Raw genomic sequence first — 15,605 nt, forward strand, 5'->3', positions numbered from 1 at the left:
GATCAGAGCCGAGTCCGCGGCCGTTTGGGGGGCGAGGCGTCGGCGGGCGCGTCGGTCGGGGCCGGTTCGGCGCCCGGGGGCGAGGGTTCGGCGCCGGGGACGCCCGGCATCTCGTCGATGATCGTCGGCTGACGCAGGTGGAGGTCGTCCCGGCCCTCGGCTCGGTCGAGCAACTCGTCGAGCGCGTCCTGGACGTCGTGAAGCTCGCGGTGGACGTGCCCCAGCTCGGTCCAGACCCGGTCCAGAGGCTCGTCGGAGCCCTCTTTGTCGGTCAGGATCATGAGGTTGTCTTCCGCGAGGACCCGATAGGTCATGCCGACCTGGTCCAGGAGGAGCTTCAGCCCCGTCTTGAGGCGACTCCCCTTCAGTTCCAGCTCGACCGGATCGTCCTTCTTGACGTCGAGACGCTCGAGCGCGGCGATGTCCAGGACCACTTCTCCGCCCAGGTCGGCGGAAAGCTTGCGCGCGACCTGCTCCAGCGGCGTCGGGCGGCCGAAATCGAACGCGTAGGGCCGCAGCAAGGCCTCCTGGAGCGAGCCCTTCCCCTCGGTTCGGGGCGTCGCGGCCGTGCCGATCGGCGTCGGCGGCGAGTCGGCGGCTTCCTGGGGCGGCTTCTGGGCGTGCAGGGGCATCCGCGCCGCGGCCATCAGCCCGACGACGAGCCCCACCAGCGCGAACAGCACGTTTCGAGGCGTCATGGGCCGTCCCTTCCGTTCCAACCCCAAGGAGTTCCCACGCCCGGCGCGTCCGGACGGGACGACCCCATTGTAGCGGGCGACCGGAAATCAGTCGACGATCCCTCGGGCGAGCGCGGCGTCCACCTTTTCCGCCGAGGGGAATCCGAATTCCAGGCGGTCCAGCACGAGCGCCGAGGCCGCCGACGCCCGCCGCATCGCCGCGCGGACGAGTTCCACCTCCACCGTGCACGATTCGGGCCGCCATCCCTCGCCGAGGAGGCTCGCGATCAGGAAGGCGGCGAACGCCTCCCCCGCGCGGTTGGTGTCGCGAGGGGGGCGGGCCCTGGGGAACGCCGGGATCCGGACCGTCCGCGCACCTCCTTGCGGGTCGGTGAAACGCACCCAGGCCCCCGCGGCCCCATCCGTGACGACCAGGATGGACAGCCGCGCCGCGACCTCCTCGCGATCCTCCAGCGCCTCCCACTCGCCCCGATTGCAGCAGAGGAGGTCGACGGGCCCGATCAGCGGCAGCACCGGGTCGATGCGGTCGATCATGTTCCGCATCGCCGGCGCGAAGACCCGTAGCCGGGCTCCGGGGGCCTTTAAGATCCCCACCGACAGCCGGTTCGGCAGGGCCGCCACGATCCGGACGTCGCAGGATTCGGCCAGAGAGGGCTCGAAGGCGGCCGGTTCGAGCGCCGCGTGGCAACCGCGGAAGCCGACCGCGAGCTTATCCCCGTGCCCACCGCTGGAGATCAGGAGCGTCCAGTCGGCGCGCCGGTCCGTGCGGAGGCCTCGGTGGGCGACGCCGTGGCGTTCCATCAGGTCGGCGACTTCCCGGCTCGTCGGGTCGTCCTCCGGCCCCAGGGCCGAGACCAGCTCGGCCCCCAACGCGGCGGCGAACCCCGCGCCCATGCCTCCCAGGTCGTCGGCCCAGGCCCCGGAGCGAACGGCGATGCGGCTTCCGGCAGGGCCGCCGAGGCCGCCGTCTAGCTCGACGACCCCGCGGGGACCGGGCCAGTCGTCGGGGAGGGCGATCGCGATCGAAGCCCCATCAGGGGCGACGAGGGTCAGGTCGTCGCCCCCGCCGAACCCGACCCGGCCCTCGACGCTCTGATCGAGCGGGGCCGTCGAATCGGGACCCGTCAGGGGCCCGTCGACGCGGAGGACTCGGTCGAGGTAGGCGGGGCCGAAGACCCGGACGCGACCGAGCATGATGCGACCCCTCAGGCCCGAGGCCGGCCGTCCGGCGAAAGCCGCCGTGTTCAGACCGATCTTCACTGGTCTATAATAATAGCCAGCCTCCCGTCAGTCCCCCCCGCCGCAGTCGTGCCGAAGGAGAGAAGGGTGTCGGTCGATATCGAATCGGATGTGGAGTCGCTCGATCATCCCGTGGACAACGCGCCGGTGCGCTCGATGTCCCACCGCGGGCTGACGGTCGAGGGCTATTCCCGGGCCGCCGTGCAGACCTACTGGCGGGTGCCGGAGCTGAAGCTCGGCTTCGACCTGGGGGTCCAGCCGTGGTCGTTCATGACCACGCCCAACTGGTTCGTGTCGCACGCGCACCTGGATCACATCGCCGCCCTGCCCGTCCTCGTCGCCCGCCGCCGGATGATGAAGATGGAGCCGCCGACGATCTATCTGCCGACCGAGGCCGTCGAGGGCGTCAACCAGCTTTTGCGCGCCTTCCAGCGGCTCGACCGGGGCCGCATGCCCGTCAAGCTGGTGGGCGTCGAGCCGGGCGACGAGATCGCCCTGTCGCGCGAGTTGGTGGTGAAGGCCTTCGCGACCCGGCACACGATCCCCTCGCTCGGGTTCCTGGTCTGGGAGCGCCGGAAGAAGCTGAAGCCCGAGTATCACGACCTCAGCGGCGAGCAGATCCGCGACCTGCGGCTCTCCGGCGTCGAGGTCTCGTCGGAGATCCGGATCCCCAAGGTGGCCTACATGGGGGACACCGCGCCCGCCGGCCTGGACGCCAACCCGGACGTCTACCGCGCCCAGATCCTGATCCTGGAGATGACGTTCGTCGCGCCCAACGAGCGGGCCGCGATCATCCACAAGTTCGGCCACACCCACCTCGACGACCTGATCGCCCGCGCGGATCGGTTCGAGAACGAAGTGATCGTGGCCTCGCACTTCAGCACCCGGCTCCATCCCGACCACATCCAGCGGATCGTCGACCGCCGCCTGCCCGAGTCCCTGCGGTCGCGGCTGAAGGTCTGGCTGTAAGCGGCCGGCCGACGACGACGCGAAGCGACGGCGAGGCCCCGACGGAGAAGACCCCGGCCGGGGCCTCGCCGCGTTTCGGGCCGTCCCGCGGTTCGCCGCCGCTATCCCGTTGCTTTCGGCCCGCGCGCCCGTCACCATGAGAACCCGTTCCGCGCGGCCGATCGCGTCCCGACGCGGGCCGCACCGATTCCGGGTCGTGGTCTCCCTCCGGGGATGGCGAGGTTCCGACATGAACGCGTTTGCATCCGGCGAGGGGCGAGCCCCCTTCGCGCTCTTAGGGTGTCTCCTTTCGCTGGCGATCGTCGCCCCGGCCCAGGCGTTCGGCGACGTCAAGGGGTTGAGCAAGATGGGCTACGGCAAGACGAAGGACGGCGAGGCCGTCGAGCTGTACACGCTCCAGAACGGCAAGACCACCGTCAAGATCGCCACCTACGGCGCGACGGTCGTCTCGATCGAGGTGCCGGACAAGAACGGTCACGTCGCGGACGTGACGCTCGGGTTCGACTCGCTCGACGGCTACCTGGGCGAGCACCCCTACTTCGGCGCCACCGTGGGCCGCGTCGCCAACCGGATCGCGAAGGGCAAGTTCAGCCTCGACGGCAAGGACTACACCCTGGCGGTCAACAACCCGCCCAACACGCTCCACGGCGGCAAGAAGGGCTTCAACCGCGTCGTCTGGAAGGCCGAGCCGGTCGAGTCGCCGGACGGCCCCGCGGTGAAGATGACCTACACCAGCCGCGACGGCGAGGAAGGCTACCCGGGGACGCTCACGGCGTCCGTGACGTTCACCGTCACCGCCAACGACGAGCTGAAGATCGCCTACGCGGCGACCACCGACAAGGCGACCCCCCTCAACCTGTCGAACCACACCTATTTCAACCTGAGCGGCAAGGGCGACGCGACGATCCTCGACCACGAGCTGACGCTCGCCGCGTCGAACTACACGCCGGTCGACGACACCCTGATCCCCACCGGCGAGATCGTCACCGTCTCCGGGACCCCGCTCGACTTCACGAAGCCCACGGCCATCGGCGACCGGATCGCCAAGCTGACCGGCGAGCCCGGCGGCTACGACCACAACCTCGTGCTCGACGCCAGGGCCGGGGCCAAAGCGACGGTCTACGACCCCAAGTCGGGCCGGGTCCTCGAGATGTCCACCACCGAGCCCGGCGTCCAGTTCTACAGCGGCAATTTCCTGGACGGAACGGTCGTCGGCCGTGGCGGGCAGGTCTACAGGAAGCACTTCGGCCTCTGCCTGGAAGCCCAGCACTTCCCGGACTCGATCCACCACGCGAACTTCCCGGATTCGGTGCTCCGGCCCGGCCGGACCTACACCCAGACGACCACCTACAAGTTTTCGACCCGCTGAGATCGCCACGCCAGCCGGGCGTCGACCTCGTCCCCAGGACCATTCGAGACTCCCTCCGAGCGGCGACGATCGGCCGAGCGCGCCGGACCGTCCCCGCCCGCCGTCCGTGCGATAGGAACGACGCATGCATACCTCACTGGCGTGGATCGATTACCTGATCATGGTGATCTATTTCGCCTTCGTCCTGGGGATCGGATTCGCCCTCAAGCGGTTCATGAAGACCAGCACGGACTTCTTCCTCTCGGGCCGGTCGATCCCGGCCTGGGTGGCGGGCCTGGCGTTCATCTCGGCGAACCTGGGCGCCCAGGAAGTCATCGGGATGGCCGCCTCGGGGGCCAAGTACGGCATCGCGACGTCGCACTTCTACTGGCTGGGGGCGATCCCGGCCATGGTGTTCGTCGGCCTGTTCATGATGCCCTTCTATTACGGCTCGCGGGCCCGGTCGGTGCCCGAGTACCTCCGCCTGAGGTTCGACGAGAAGACCCGGGGCCTGAACGCCATCTCGTTCGCCGCGATGACCGTCATGTCGTCGGGCATCTCGATGTACGCGATGGCGAAGCTGATCGAGACCCTGCACATCTTCGACCCCCTGATGCAGACGCTCGGCCTGCCCCAGAGCTACATCTTCCACCTCAGCATCGTCGTCTCGGCGCTGATCACGCTGGGGTACGTCTACCTCGGCGGCCTGACGAGCGCGATCTACAACGAGGTGCTCCAGTTCTTCCTGATCGTCGCCGGCTTCTTCCCGCTGATCTGGCTGGGGTTGAAGAACGTCGGGGGTTGGAGCGGGCTCGTCGCCAAGACGCCGGCAGGCTTCGGCCACGCCTGGCAGGGGATGACCGACCCGGACAAGAACCCGCTGGGCGTCGAGTGGTTCGCGCTGGCGATGGGGCTGGGCTTCGTGCTGTCGTTCGGCTACTGGTGCACCGACTTCCTGGTGGTGCAGCGGGCGATGGCGGCCGACTCGATGACGTCGGCCCGCCGCACGCCGCTGATCGCCGCGGTCCCCAAGATGTTCTTCCCGTTCCTGGTGATCCTGCCCGGCCTGATCGCCATCGCCCTGCCGACCCCCACCGCGGCCGACGCCCCCCCCGGCGCGTCCGCGTCCGTCGTCAAGGCCGAGACGATGGGGCTGGGGATCATCCCGGCCAAGGTCGATTTGCAGGGGAACGTCGAGGTCGACACCAACGGCAAGCCGGTGCTCGACTACGACCTGGCGATCCCCAACATGCTGCTGCACTACTTCCCGACCGGCCTCCTCGGCCTGGGCCTGACGGCGCTGCTGGCGAGCTTCATGTCGGGCATGGCCGGCAACATCACGGCCTTCAACACGGTCTGGACGTTCGACATCTACCAGGCATACATCAAGCCCCAGGCGAGCGACAAGCACTACCTCTGGATGGGCCACTTCGCCACGTTGTTCGGCACGGTGATCTCGATCGCCGCGGCCTACGTGGCGACGCAGTTCAACAACATCATGGAGCTGCTCCAGCTCGTCTTCGCGTTCGTCAACGCGCCCCTCTTCGCGACGTTCATGCTGGGCATGTTCTGGAAGCGCGCCAGCGCCGACGGCGCGTTCTACGGGCTGCTCTCGGGCATCGCCGCCGCGGCGATCCACCACGGCGTCACCCTGCCGGCGGGGGCCGTTCCGGGCGTCAAGGGGGGCTGGCTCTACGTGGCCCACGGCTACCGCAACGAGATGGCGCAGAACTTCTGGACGGCCATCTGGGCCTGGTCGGTCTGCTTCGTCGTCACCATCGTCGTCAGCTTCCTCACCAAGCCGCGCAAGGAGGAGGAGCTGGTCGGCCTGGTCTATTCGCTGACCAAGCACGACGTCGACGAGCATCTCGCCTGGTGGAAGCGGCCCGCGGTCCTGGGCGTCGTCGTCCTGCTGATGACCCTGGGGCTCAACATCATCTTCATGTGAGGATCCCGATCCATGTCCCTAGATATCCGCGTCCCGATCGGGCTCCTCTTCCTCGCGCTGGGGGGCCTGCTCGCGGGCTTCGGGGCCGTAACCCATTTCACGAACCCGGCGATGTACGCGAAGTCCCTCGAAGTGAACGTCAATCTCTGGTGGGGCCTGGTGATGATCGCCTTCGGCGCGTTCATGTTCCGCCTCGGCCGCAAGGGCGTGAAGCCCGCCGCCCCGTCCTCCGACCTCTGATGCCGACGGCTCCCGCGCGGCTCGTCGCGCTCGCCGTCATCCTGACGACGGCCGCCGCGGCCGGGGCCCAGACGGTCGACCGCGTCGGCCCGCCTTCCTGGTGGGTCGACGACGAGCCCCAGCGGCTGACGCTCCTGGTCGAAGGATCAGGGCTCCTCGACGCCGCGGTCCGCGTCGCCGAGGGGCCGATCCGGATCGAGCGGATCGAGGCGATCGCCGGCGGCCGGGCGGTCTTCGTGGACGTGGCGATCCCCGCCGGGGCCGCGCCCGGCCGTTGCACGATCGCGATCGGACCCAACGTCCGGATTCCCTGGGACCTCGTGCCCCGGCCGCCGCGGCGACCGCAGCCGTTCGGCCCCGACGACGTCGTCTACCTGGTCATGCCCGATCGCTTCGCCGACGGCGATCCCACGAACAACGAGGCCCCGGACGGCGACCGGATGTTCGATCGCAAGGACGCGCACGCCTACCACGGCGGCGACTTCGCCGGCCTGCGCAAGCGGCTCCCCGCGCTCGCCGATCTGGGGGTGACGGCCCTCTGGCTGACTCCCCTCTACCGGCCCGCCGACAACTGGACCGAGGCGAACGTCGCCGGCAAACCTCGCAAGCTCGCCGACTTCCACGGCTACGCGCCCGTCGATTTCTATGCGATCAACCCTCGATTCGGGACGTTCGACGAATACCGCGCGCTCGTCGCCGAGGCCCACGCGCTGGGCCTGAAGGTGATCCAGGATCAGCTCCTCGGATTCACCGGACCGGAGCACCCCTGGCGGGATCGGCCGCCGACGGACGACTGGCTCCACGGCCCGATCGGCCATCCGCCGGAGGTTTCCTTTCGGCTGGGGGCCCTGGCCGACCCGCATGCCCTGGAGTCGGAACGTCGAGGCGTCACGGACGGCTGGTACTACGGCCTGCTCCCCGACCTGAACATGCGCGACGATCGCGTGATCCGCTACGCCTTCCAGCAATCGCTCTGGTGGACCACCCTGTTCGAGGCCGATGGCGTCCGGCTCGACACGTTCCCGATGGTCGACCGGACTTTCTGGCGTACCTGGCACGGCCGGCTCCAGGCGACCCATCCCGCGATGCGGGCGGTCGGCGAGGCCATGACCTGGGACGCGTCCGAGCTGAGTTTCTTCCAGGGCGGCCGCGCCGGCTGGGACGGCGTCGACCCCGGCGTCGAATCCGTCTTCGACTTCCCCATGCAGGGGGCCGCGACGGGCGTGTTCCGGGGGAAGGACCCGGTCTCGTTCCTGGCCCAGCGGCTGGGGAGCGACCACCTCTACTCGAACCCCGACCTCCTCATGACGCTGCTCGACAACCACGACCTGCCACGGCTGGCGAGCGTCCCCGGCGTCACCCCGGCCCGGCTGCGGCTGGCGGCGGCGTTCCTTCTGACGTCGCGCGGCATCCCGCAGATCACCTGGGGCGACGAGATCGGCCTCCCCGGCGACGGCGACGACCGCCGCGACTATCCCGGCGGATTCCCCGGCGATCCTCGCGACGCCCTCACCGCGGCGGGCCGAACACCCGAGGAGGAGCGTCTCTTCTCGACCTACCGCGCCCTGCTCCACCTCCGCAAGGACGAGCCCTCCTTGCGCCGGGGGCGGCAGACCACCCTCATGGCCACGGACGAGGCTTATGCGTTCCTCCGCGAATTCGAAGGCTCGCGCGTGGTCGTCGCCCTGAACCGCGGCGGCAAGCCGGCGCGTCTGAAGATGCCCGCGTTCCTGACCGGCCCGGCCGTCGTGCTAATGGGCGAAGGCCGTTGGACGCCCGGCCCCGACGGGGCCGTGCTGGACGTGCCGCCCGAATCGGCCGTCATCCTGGGATATGCACGGTAACCCGAATCCGGGCGTACCAAAATCGTCGCGAGGGCCGACGCGAATCGTCCTTCTCCCCTTGGGGGAGAAGGACGTCGAGCCCGCGGCGCGATTCATCCCGTCCTGGTCACGACCGCCGGGGCGTCCGACCAGGAAAGGGCATGGCGGACCCCGTCTTCGAGGGTCGTCGGGGGCTTCGCGTAGCCCGCGTCGCGGAGTTTGCTCATGTCGGCCTGGGTGTAGTTCTGGTACTGCCGGCCGAGTTCGGGGGGCATGTCGATGAACTGGATGCGGGGCTCGCGGCCGAGGGCCGAGAAGACGGCCGTGACCAGGTCCAGGAACGTGCGCGACGTCCCGGTGCCGCTGTTATAAATCGCCGAGGCGTCGGGCTGGCCCCAGAGCCAGAGCATGTGGTCGATGCAGTCCTCGACGAAGACGAAATCCCGACGCTGGCCGCCGTCGGGGTAGGCCGGGTCGTTCGATCGGAAGAGGCGGACCTCGCCGGTCTCCAGGATCTGCCGGCGGGCGTGCCAGACGACGCTCGCCATCTTCCCCTTATGGACCTCGCGGGGGCCGTAGACGTTGAAGAACTTCAGCCCGGCCCAGATCGGCGGCCGAGGGCGGCCCGCGGCGATCTCGGCCAGCGCCCAGGCGTCGAAGTCGTTCTTGCTCTTGCCGTACAAGTTCAGCGGCTCCAACTCGGTCGGGGGGGTGCGATCGCTGAACCCGCGCGAGCCGTCGCCATAGGTCGCGGCGCTTGAGGCGTACAGGAAGGGCCTCTGCTCGGCCGCACACCAGGTCCAGAGGCTCTGCGTATAGCCGACATTGTTGTCCTGGAGGAACGCCCAGTCGGTCTCGGTCGTCGAGCTGCACGCCCCCAGGTGGAAGACGGCCTCGATGTTCCGGCCCTCGCCTCGTTCCAGATCCGTCAGGAACCGCTCCATCGGCGTGAAGCGGAACCGCCCCAGCCCGGCCCAGTTGACGGCCGTCGCCGCCGTCAGGGGATGGTCCACCAGCAGCAGTTCCCGGCCCGCCGCCGACAGCCGGTGGGCGAGGTTCGAGCCGATGAATCCGGCGGCCCCCGTGATCGCGATCATCCCTGAATTCTCCAGAGGTCTCTGAGGCCGCGAACGTCCGTCCTCCGTCCCGAACCCGGTCGCGATCGACTCGCGAAGGGCCTCGACGCGGCCCCTAAAATACTCGCCGCAACCCTTTCCCACCAGCCGACTCCGCAACCCTCGTCAGGCGGCTTCGGGCGCGAGTTTCCCGGACGGGACCACGGGCGCGTCGAGGGTCTCGGGCGTCGCCAAGGCGTAGAGCAGCAGGCCGGCCACGGCGATCCCGGCGAGCGTGAGGAACCCCGCGTCGAAGCCCGCGGCCTTCACGATGTACCCGCAGGCCACGTTGCTGAGAGCGGCGCCGAGGGCCGTCGCGGTCGCCAGGACGCCCTGCGTCAGGTTGAACCGCCCGGTCCCTCGCGTCAGGTCGGCCACGACCAGGATCGAAACCACGCCGAAGACTCCCGCCCCGATGCCGTCGAGGATCTGGATGGCGACCAGAAGATAGGGGTCGGCCGTGAGCGTATAGAGCAGCCCGCGGATCGGCAGGACCGCGAACCCGATGAGGAAGACGGGCTTGCGGCCCCAGGTCTCGGCCAGCCGGCTGGCCGCCAGCGCGACCGGGATCATCACGACCTGGGCCGTGATGATGCACGCCGACATCAGCACGGCCGTCCCGCGATCGAGCCCTTGCGTGACCTTCTGCCCGACCAGCGGCAGCATCGCCGCGTTGGCGAAGTGGAACATGACTGCGCACGCCGTGAACATCAAAATGCGCGGGTCCTTGAAGAGCACCGCGATCGATTCGACCTTCGCTCCCCGCTCCTCGCCCTCCCGGGCCCCCCGCGCCCGATCGTGGTCGATGTCCGACTCGGGCAGGATCAAGACCGTGACGGCGCTCAGGGCGGCCATGAGGGCGACCAGGACGAAGATCGACCAGTAGCCGATGAAATAGCCGGCGGCCCCCGCGGCGACGGCGGCGGCGACGTTCCCCAGGTGGTTGAACGCCTCGTTCCGGCCGGTCCGCCGGGCCATCCGCGCGTGGCCGACGATCCCCAGCGTCATCGCCGCGATCGCCGGCGGGAAGATGGACGCGGCCGCCCCGATCAGCCCCTGCGAGGCCACCACGACGGAGTAGCGCGGCGAGAGGATCATGGCCAGGCACCCCGCCGCCACGACGGCGGCCGCCCCCGCGACGGCGGATCGCTTCCACTTCACGCGATCGATCAGGGCCCCCGCCGGCGACTGGGTCGCGATCGTGCCGACGAGCATCGCCGCCATCGCGACGCCGACCTGCGAGGGGTCCCAGTGCTGCCTCGACGTGAGATAGATCGCCAGGTAGGGCCCCAGCCCGTCCCGGACGTCGGCGAGGAAGAAGTTGAGCGCGTCCAGGCAGGCCAGGCTTCTCGGCGAAGGGTCGTGATTCGCCGCGGCTTCGGTATCGGCCATAATGTCCCCGAGCTTGGTCGTGTGGCGTGAGGTCCGGATCCGGAATCCCGGCGTCCTCCTCTCAGGATCGGTTGGAACACACGTGTCCGAAGCACGTTCGATACCAAGAGGCTAAAGAAAATTCATGAAGCGCGATCGATCTCCGGACGTGGGGCGGATCGCACTTTGACCATCGATCCGGCCGTCCCCGTATCTTCATCCACCCGAGCGAACTGCAAGCCGACTGGGGCCGACGTCGGCGACTCCTGAGGTCCTCGGCCCATACGACAGGCACGCCGACCGTCCCGACCACGCCGCGACCGACCTCCGGCTCGACGACGACTCCCGTGTCGAAGTTTATCCCCGTACTCTTGGCGTTGCGACGTCTCCGCTGGCTCGGCTGGGATGGCCGGTCGTGACGACCGTGGGCGGAGCCCGCGCCCGTCCGGACCGGGTGGGCGACCACCGACCTCGCGGGACGGCCACTCGGACTTGCCTGGAACCTCGGCGACGGCACCGACTCTGAGACTCCCTAGACCGGCACGTCGGCCGGGGCCTCGGTCAGCACGCGCTGGAAGACCGGATCCGCCCCGACTCCGGCGGCCGCGTCAGGTTGCGTTCCTCCCGATCGCGGGTGCAGTCCTCCGGCTCCGCCGGCGAGCCGATCGGCATCGTGAATCACCAGGCCCTCAGGCTCGATTCCTGGGGATCGCCGTCGATGAGACTCTGGATCGAGGACCTGCTCGTCCGTTAGGTTGCAGCTTCTCGAAGTTGGCTTCGACTTGGTTTCGATCGCGCTCGCGACCAACGAAGCCATTTGACGCAAAGCGTTTTGCATTAAATCTTTGAATATCTTATTCGTTCCCACCGGCCGCTGTCGTCGTGGTTGTTTTTCGTCATCCTTCGGCCGGGCCTCGGTGCTCGACCTCGATTTCGGAGCCGCCTCGGCGACCATGGCGGCCGCAGGGATGCTCGTGCAAGCCTTCCAAAGAAGATACATCCATTTCGTCGAATCGAAACGCGGCCGCAATCGTGGCGAGGGGCGAAGGCTTGATTGACGAAGCGGGGAGGCTTTGGTAGCCTGAATCTCCGCATCGGCCCCCCTCGACCCGGGGCCGCGATCGATCGAGGAGAGGTGGCTGAGTGGTCGATAGCGACGGTTTGCTAAACCGTTATACGGGTAAAACCGTATCGGGGGTTCGAATCCCCCCCTCTCCGCTCTGGATGGAAGGTGCCGGCGCAAATCGCCGGCCCTTATAGGTTTCCGACTCGGACATCTCGAACTCTCCCTTCATTGTGCTGAATTTGTACTACATGGTCTTCGCGCCCCGGGCACTCAGCCTGGGGCCGGGTCGCTCGGACCGCGGCCGGACTGGGACAGCTTCCGCATCGCCTCCTGCGAGGTCGCCGAGGCGATGTGCGTGTAGAGCTTCATCACGTCGCGATCGACGTGCCCGACCCACTCGCGCACGACCGACTCGGCGATCCCGCCGGTCAGCGCCCTTGAGATGAAGGCGTGGCGGAACGTGTGCAGGTGGCCCGGCAACCCCAGCCGGGCCAGCACCCGCTTCAGGGCGGCCAGCAGTCGGCGGTCGGACATCTGACGAATCTCCGCAGGCCGACCCGAGATCGAGGGGGCGGTGAAGGCCCACTCTCCTCGACGCGGCATCGCCTCCAAGGTCGCCCGGGCCCTCGGCGACATCGGGATCGCGCGGCGGTCGCCCGTCTTCGGAGTCCAGCCCGGCTTCGGCCGGATGTGGATCACGTTGCGGGCGAAATCGACGTCCTCCCAACACAGATGGACCAGCTCGCCGGCCCGCATTCCGGTGTCGGCCAGCACCACGTAGGCGTCGCGGTAGGCAGCCCCGGCGGATGCCAGGATCCGCTCGACTTCCTCGTTCGACCAGCAAGGCTGGCTGCTCGGCTTGGGCTTGCCCAGCCGCAGGCCCCGAAGCGGATCCTCGGTGATCATCCCGCGGCTGAGCGCGAACTTGACGAGCTGGCGGGCGATGACCGTCTCTGTGTACACGGTCTTCGGGGCGGCCCCGGCCTGGACCCGCGACTTGCGGTAAGCGTCCATCGCCTTCAGGTCGAGGTCCAGGAGCGAGCCGGCCCGGCGGTCGCGGAGCAGGCCCGCGAGGCGGCCCAGGACGTATTCGTACTTGACCATCGTCTTGGCCGAGCGCCGCTCGGCGCGGAGGTGGTCCAGGTAGGCCGAGACGGCCTCGTCGACGGTCGGCGGCTCGGGACGGTCCCGGTGGCGGCCCTGGAGCAGCTCGGCCTCCAGCAGGAGCGCCCTGCGACGGGCCTCCTTCTTGTTCGTGGTCCCGAGGCTCTTGCGATTCTGGCGGCCGGCATGCTGGTAGTTGGCCCACCAGGTCCGGCCGCGGAGGAAGATCCGTACGAGGTTCCCGACGGGCTCGGAGCCGGAGCCGGGAGGATTGTCGGTCGTCATGTGATCAGCCCTTCATTGAAGATCCGCTCGACGAGGCGGTCGCGGAAGATCCGCAGGTACTTGCCGACCCGGCGCGAGCAGCCGCGAAGCAGGCCGCGCGAGCTCCAGTCATAGATGGTGTTGCATGGGACCTGGAGCAGGGCCGAGGCCTGCTTGACGGAGAGTATCGGCGGGAACAGGCGGGCCCAGTGCGGGTCGTCGAAGGCCGCGGCGACCTCGAACGGCTTGAGTTTCAGGTTCACGTCTTTGCGGGGCATCGATCCCTCGACGCGATCGGTCACGGGGGCCGTTCATTGAGGACGTGCGGAGGGCCGTCCGGCGGCCCCCGGGCCCGCGGGACGACGTCCTCCACCAGGTAAGGGAAAACCGGAAAGGCATCCGGCGGACGGGCGTGGGGCCGGGGCGGCACCCGATTCAATTTGGTCCGAATGAGGGGTCCTCCTTTCGAGTTGCTACAATGGCTATGGACCAAGGATGGGCAGCCTGGAGGACCGGACGATGGATCCAATCGGCGACGACGAAGGCGCGAAGGAACGGCGCAGCCTCGAGGGAAGCGTGACGGTCGGGATCGGCGACGTCGGAGGTCGTCAGGTCTACACCTGGACGCCCTTCCCCCCGATCCAGATCCAGGCCGACCCGCCGCAGGACTTTCGCATCGAGATCTTCTGCCGCACGGGGGGGGACGGGACGAGGCGGTTCGTCCCCGCCTCGGGCGTCGAGGCGTTCTTCGTGGAGGCCTCGCTGGGAGGCCTGGCCCTGCTGGGCCGACGTCGGGCCTTGCAGGACCTGGAACGATTCGCTTATGACTTCATGCGACAGATGTTCCAGCAGGCCCCGAGTTGCAGCGAGCATTTCGACCGGAGGTTCCGCCACGGGGGCGATCTCCGCGTCGCCGGCTCCGACGTCGACGTGCTGCCCGACCGGCTCGGCCTCGACGCCCGGGGGCTGGGTAAGCATTGGTCGGTGAAGAAGCTGTTCCGGCGAGGACGAGAGCAGACGTCCTCGAACCGGGGGAGACCCGACACGGAACGGTTGATCGCCGCAGGTCTGCTCGTAGCGGCCCGGCGCCGCCCGATCGACCCCGCCTCGATGAGCGAGGCCGATGGCCGGTTTCGGGTCCGCATGGCCCTCTTCGACCTCGGCCCCGGGGAAGCACCCGTCACCCCCGAGGTCAAGGCGATGGTGCTCCAACGGCTCTGCAGGCTCGTGGAACGTCATTCGGGCGACGTCTCGGCCGTCTTCCAGCGATGGTTCATCGCAGATCGGAGCGACCTGATCCGGTGCATCGCTGTCCAGAGGAGCGAAGAGGGGCCGATCGCCCGCAAGGTCGTACGCGCGGCGTTGCTAGAGCGGTTTCCTGTTGATTGTGGCGGTTGACGCGGTTATCCCAAGATGGCTATGGAGGGCCACCCGGGATGAAAGCCTACTCGACCGACCTCCGCGAGCGGGTGGTCGCGGCGTGCGACGCCGGCGACGCCACCCGCGAGCAGGTCGCCGCCCGCTTCTCGGTGAGCGTCGCGTGGATCCGCAAGCTGATCCGCCAGCGTCGCGAGACCGGCTCGATCGCCCCCAAGCCTCGCGGCGGCGGGCGGGCGCCGGCCTTCGACGCCGACGCCGCCCTGCGGCTCCGAGAGGCGGTCCGGGCCGACGACGACGCCACGCTGCAGCAGTTGGCCCGCGCCGCCGGCGTGGCGTGCTGCAGCTCGGCCGTGCACCGGGCGCTCGTCCGCCTGGGGATCACTCGCAAAAAAAGTCGCGGCGGGCGGCCGAGCAGGACCGCCCCGGGCTGAAGGCCGAGCGTGCCGCCTGGCGCGACGAGTTCGCGACGCTCGACCCGACCCGGCTGGTCTTCGTCGACGAGACGGGCTCGAGCACGGCGATGGATCGGACGCACGGCCGCTCGCCCAGCGGCGTGCGCGTCGACGGCCCGGTCCCGCACGGCCACTGGAAGGTCGTCACGCTCACGGCGGCCGTCCGGCTGGGGGGCGTCGGGGCCTGCCTGGCGTTCGACGGGGCGACAGACTCGGCCGCCTTCGAGACCTACGTCGAGCGATGCTTGGCGCCGACGCTGAGGCCCGGAGACGTCGTGATCCTCGACAACCTGTCATGCCACAAGACGGCCGAGGCGGCCCGTCTCATCGCCGCCGCCGGGGCCGAACTGCGGTTCCTGCCGCCGTACAGCCCCGACCTCAACCCGATCGAGCGGATGTTCTCGAAGGTCAAGGCCTGGCTCCGATCGGCCAAGGCCCGGACGATCGGCGGCCTGATCGAGGCGATGGGCGACGCCCTGCGGGCCGTCCGTCCCGCCGACGTGCTGGGCTGGTTCCGCCATAGCGGATATCAGCCCCGCCGATCAAGCGATACACCCGACGAGAAACCGCTCTAGAACTGGTCTGGGA

The 15,605-nt window shown here is 69.0% G+C and carries 14 protein-coding genes and 1 tRNA gene; 9 read left to right on the forward strand and 6 right to left on the reverse strand.

Going from position 1 to position 15,605, the window contains the following annotated elements:
• Window positions 1-2: 2 nt before the first annotated feature.
• Both PZE19_RS18700 and PZE19_RS18705 read right to left on the reverse strand, forming a co-directional pair.
• A complete protein-coding gene (locus PZE19_RS18700) occupies window positions 3-698 on the reverse strand; it encodes a hypothetical protein (RefSeq protein ID WP_277862151.1) in 696 nt (231 codons plus the stop codon).
• Between the two features lie 87 nt (window positions 699-785).
• Window positions 786-1,892: a carbohydrate kinase family protein gene (locus PZE19_RS18705; protein ID WP_277862152.1), complete on the reverse strand. Its 1,107-nt coding sequence runs from the start codon at window positions 1,890-1,892 to the stop codon at window positions 786-788.
• A 201-nt stretch (window positions 1,893-2,093) separates the two neighbouring features.
• On the opposite strand from PZE19_RS18705, the gene PZE19_RS18710 reads away from it, so the two are divergent.
• From PZE19_RS18710 to PZE19_RS18730, 5 genes are all read left to right on the forward strand, one after another.
• Window positions 2,094-2,906, forward strand: a complete 813-nt coding sequence (locus tag PZE19_RS18710) for an MBL fold metallo-hydrolase (protein WP_438269996.1) — start codon at window positions 2,094-2,096, stop codon at window positions 2,904-2,906.
• Window positions 2,907-3,135: 229 nt separating this feature from the next.
• Complete coding sequence (locus PZE19_RS18715; protein ID WP_277862154.1) at window positions 3,136-4,275, forward strand: aldose epimerase family protein; 1,140 nt, start codon at window positions 3,136-3,138, stop codon at window positions 4,273-4,275.
• Window positions 4,276-4,399: 124 nt separating this feature from the next.
• Window positions 4,400-6,202, forward strand: coding sequence for a sodium:solute symporter family protein (locus PZE19_RS18720; RefSeq protein WP_277862155.1), 1,803 nt, complete (start codon window positions 4,400-4,402; stop codon window positions 6,200-6,202).
• 12 nt (window positions 6,203-6,214) lie between these two features.
• Window positions 6,215-6,442, forward strand: coding sequence for a hypothetical protein (locus PZE19_RS18725; protein ID WP_277862156.1), 228 nt, complete (start codon window positions 6,215-6,217; stop codon window positions 6,440-6,442).
• Window positions 6,442-8,286 (forward strand): alpha-amylase family glycosyl hydrolase, encoded by a 1,845-nt coding sequence (locus PZE19_RS18730; protein ID WP_277862157.1) that lies wholly within the window; start codon window positions 6,442-6,444, stop codon window positions 8,284-8,286. Before PZE19_RS18725 ends, PZE19_RS18730 begins: the two co-directional genes overlap by 1 nt.
• 92 nt (window positions 8,287-8,378) lie before the next feature.
• On the opposite strand, the gene rfaD is transcribed toward PZE19_RS18730, so the two are convergent.
• Complete coding sequence (gene rfaD / locus PZE19_RS18735) at window positions 8,379-9,362, reverse strand: ADP-glyceromanno-heptose 6-epimerase (RefSeq protein ID WP_277862158.1); 984 nt, start codon at window positions 9,360-9,362, stop codon at window positions 8,379-8,381.
• Window positions 9,363-9,506: 144 nt separating this feature from the next.
• A complete protein-coding gene (locus PZE19_RS18740; RefSeq protein ID WP_277862159.1) occupies window positions 9,507-10,772 on the reverse strand; it encodes an MFS transporter in 1,266 nt (421 codons plus the stop codon).
• 1,108 nt (window positions 10,773-11,880) lie between these two features.
• Between PZE19_RS18740 and PZE19_RS18745 the strand changes: the two genes are divergently transcribed.
• Window positions 11,881-11,969: transfer RNA gene (locus PZE19_RS18745), tRNA-Ser, on the forward strand.
• A gap of 118 nt (window positions 11,970-12,087) precedes the next feature.
• Here the strand turns inward: PZE19_RS18745 and PZE19_RS18750 are convergent.
• Window positions 12,088-13,206, reverse strand: a complete 1,119-nt coding sequence (locus PZE19_RS18750) for a tyrosine-type recombinase/integrase (RefSeq protein ID WP_277862160.1) — start codon at window positions 13,204-13,206, stop codon at window positions 12,088-12,090.
• A complete protein-coding gene (locus tag PZE19_RS18755; protein ID WP_277862161.1) occupies window positions 13,203-13,463 on the reverse strand; it encodes a helix-turn-helix domain-containing protein in 261 nt (86 codons plus the stop codon). The genes PZE19_RS18750 and PZE19_RS18755 overlap by 4 nt, the downstream gene beginning before the upstream one ends.
• 241 nt (window positions 13,464-13,704) lie before the next feature.
• Between PZE19_RS18755 and PZE19_RS18760 the strand changes: the two genes are divergently transcribed.
• The 3 genes from PZE19_RS18760 to PZE19_RS18770 are packed head-to-tail and all read left to right on the forward strand — an operon-like array spanning window position 13,705 to window position 15,592.
• On the forward strand, window positions 13,705-14,583 hold the full coding sequence (locus PZE19_RS18760; RefSeq protein WP_277862162.1) for a hypothetical protein: 879 nt from the start codon (window positions 13,705-13,707) through the stop codon (window positions 14,581-14,583).
• Between the two features lie 38 nt (window positions 14,584-14,621).
• Window positions 14,622-14,996, forward strand: coding sequence for an IS630 transposase-related protein (locus PZE19_RS18765; protein WP_277858791.1), 375 nt, complete (start codon window positions 14,622-14,624; stop codon window positions 14,994-14,996).
• Window positions 14,900-15,592, forward strand: a complete 693-nt coding sequence (locus PZE19_RS18770; protein ID WP_277858790.1) for an IS630 family transposase — start codon at window positions 14,900-14,902, stop codon at window positions 15,590-15,592. Before PZE19_RS18765 ends, PZE19_RS18770 begins: the two co-directional genes overlap by 97 nt.
• Window positions 15,593-15,605: the final 13 nt, after the last annotated feature.

The sequence above is a fragment of the Paludisphaera mucosa genome (assembly GCF_029589435.1).
GTDB classification, from domain to species: Bacteria; Planctomycetota; Planctomycetia; order Isosphaerales; family Isosphaeraceae; genus Paludisphaera; species Paludisphaera mucosa.

What these genes read in the sequence shown, in the direction of transcription:
- PZE19_RS18715 (WP_277862154.1), top strand. Translation starts at nt 3,136, where the DNA reads ATGAACGCGTTTGCATCCGGCGAGGGGCGAGCCCCCTTCGCGCTCTTA.
- PZE19_RS18725 (WP_277862156.1), top strand. Translation starts at nt 6,215, where the DNA reads ATGTCCCTAGATATCCGCGTCCCGATCGGGCTCCTCTTCCTCGCGCTG.
- rfaD (WP_277862158.1), bottom strand. Translation starts at nt 9,362, where the DNA reads ATGATCGCGATCACGGGGGCCGCCGGATTCATCGGCTCGAACCTCGCC.
- PZE19_RS18710 (WP_438269996.1), top strand. Translation starts at nt 2,094, where the DNA reads ATGTCCCACCGCGGGCTGACGGTCGAGGGCTATTCCCGGGCCGCCGTG.
- PZE19_RS18750 (WP_277862160.1), bottom strand. Translation starts at nt 13,206, where the DNA reads ATGACGACCGACAATCCTCCCGGCTCCGGCTCCGAGCCCGTCGGGAAC.
- PZE19_RS18700 (WP_277862151.1), bottom strand. Translation starts at nt 698, where the DNA reads ATGACGCCTCGAAACGTGCTGTTCGCGCTGGTGGGGCTCGTCGTCGGG.
- PZE19_RS18755 (WP_277862161.1), bottom strand. Translation starts at nt 13,463, where the DNA reads ATGCCCCGCAAAGACGTGAACCTGAAACTCAAGCCGTTCGAGGTCGCC.
- PZE19_RS18705 (WP_277862152.1), bottom strand. Translation starts at nt 1,892, where the DNA reads ATGCTCGGTCGCGTCCGGGTCTTCGGCCCCGCCTACCTCGACCGAGTC.
- PZE19_RS18765 (WP_277858791.1), top strand. Translation starts at nt 14,622, where the DNA reads ATGAAAGCCTACTCGACCGACCTCCGCGAGCGGGTGGTCGCGGCGTGC.
- PZE19_RS18740 (WP_277862159.1), bottom strand. Translation starts at nt 10,772, where the DNA reads ATGGCCGATACCGAAGCCGCGGCGAATCACGACCCTTCGCCGAGAAGC.
- PZE19_RS18720 (WP_277862155.1), top strand. Translation starts at nt 4,400, where the DNA reads ATGCATACCTCACTGGCGTGGATCGATTACCTGATCATGGTGATCTAT.
- PZE19_RS18730 (WP_277862157.1), top strand. Translation starts at nt 6,442, where the DNA reads ATGCCGACGGCTCCCGCGCGGCTCGTCGCGCTCGCCGTCATCCTGACG.
- PZE19_RS18760 (WP_277862162.1), top strand. Translation starts at nt 13,705, where the DNA reads ATGGATCCAATCGGCGACGACGAAGGCGCGAAGGAACGGCGCAGCCTC.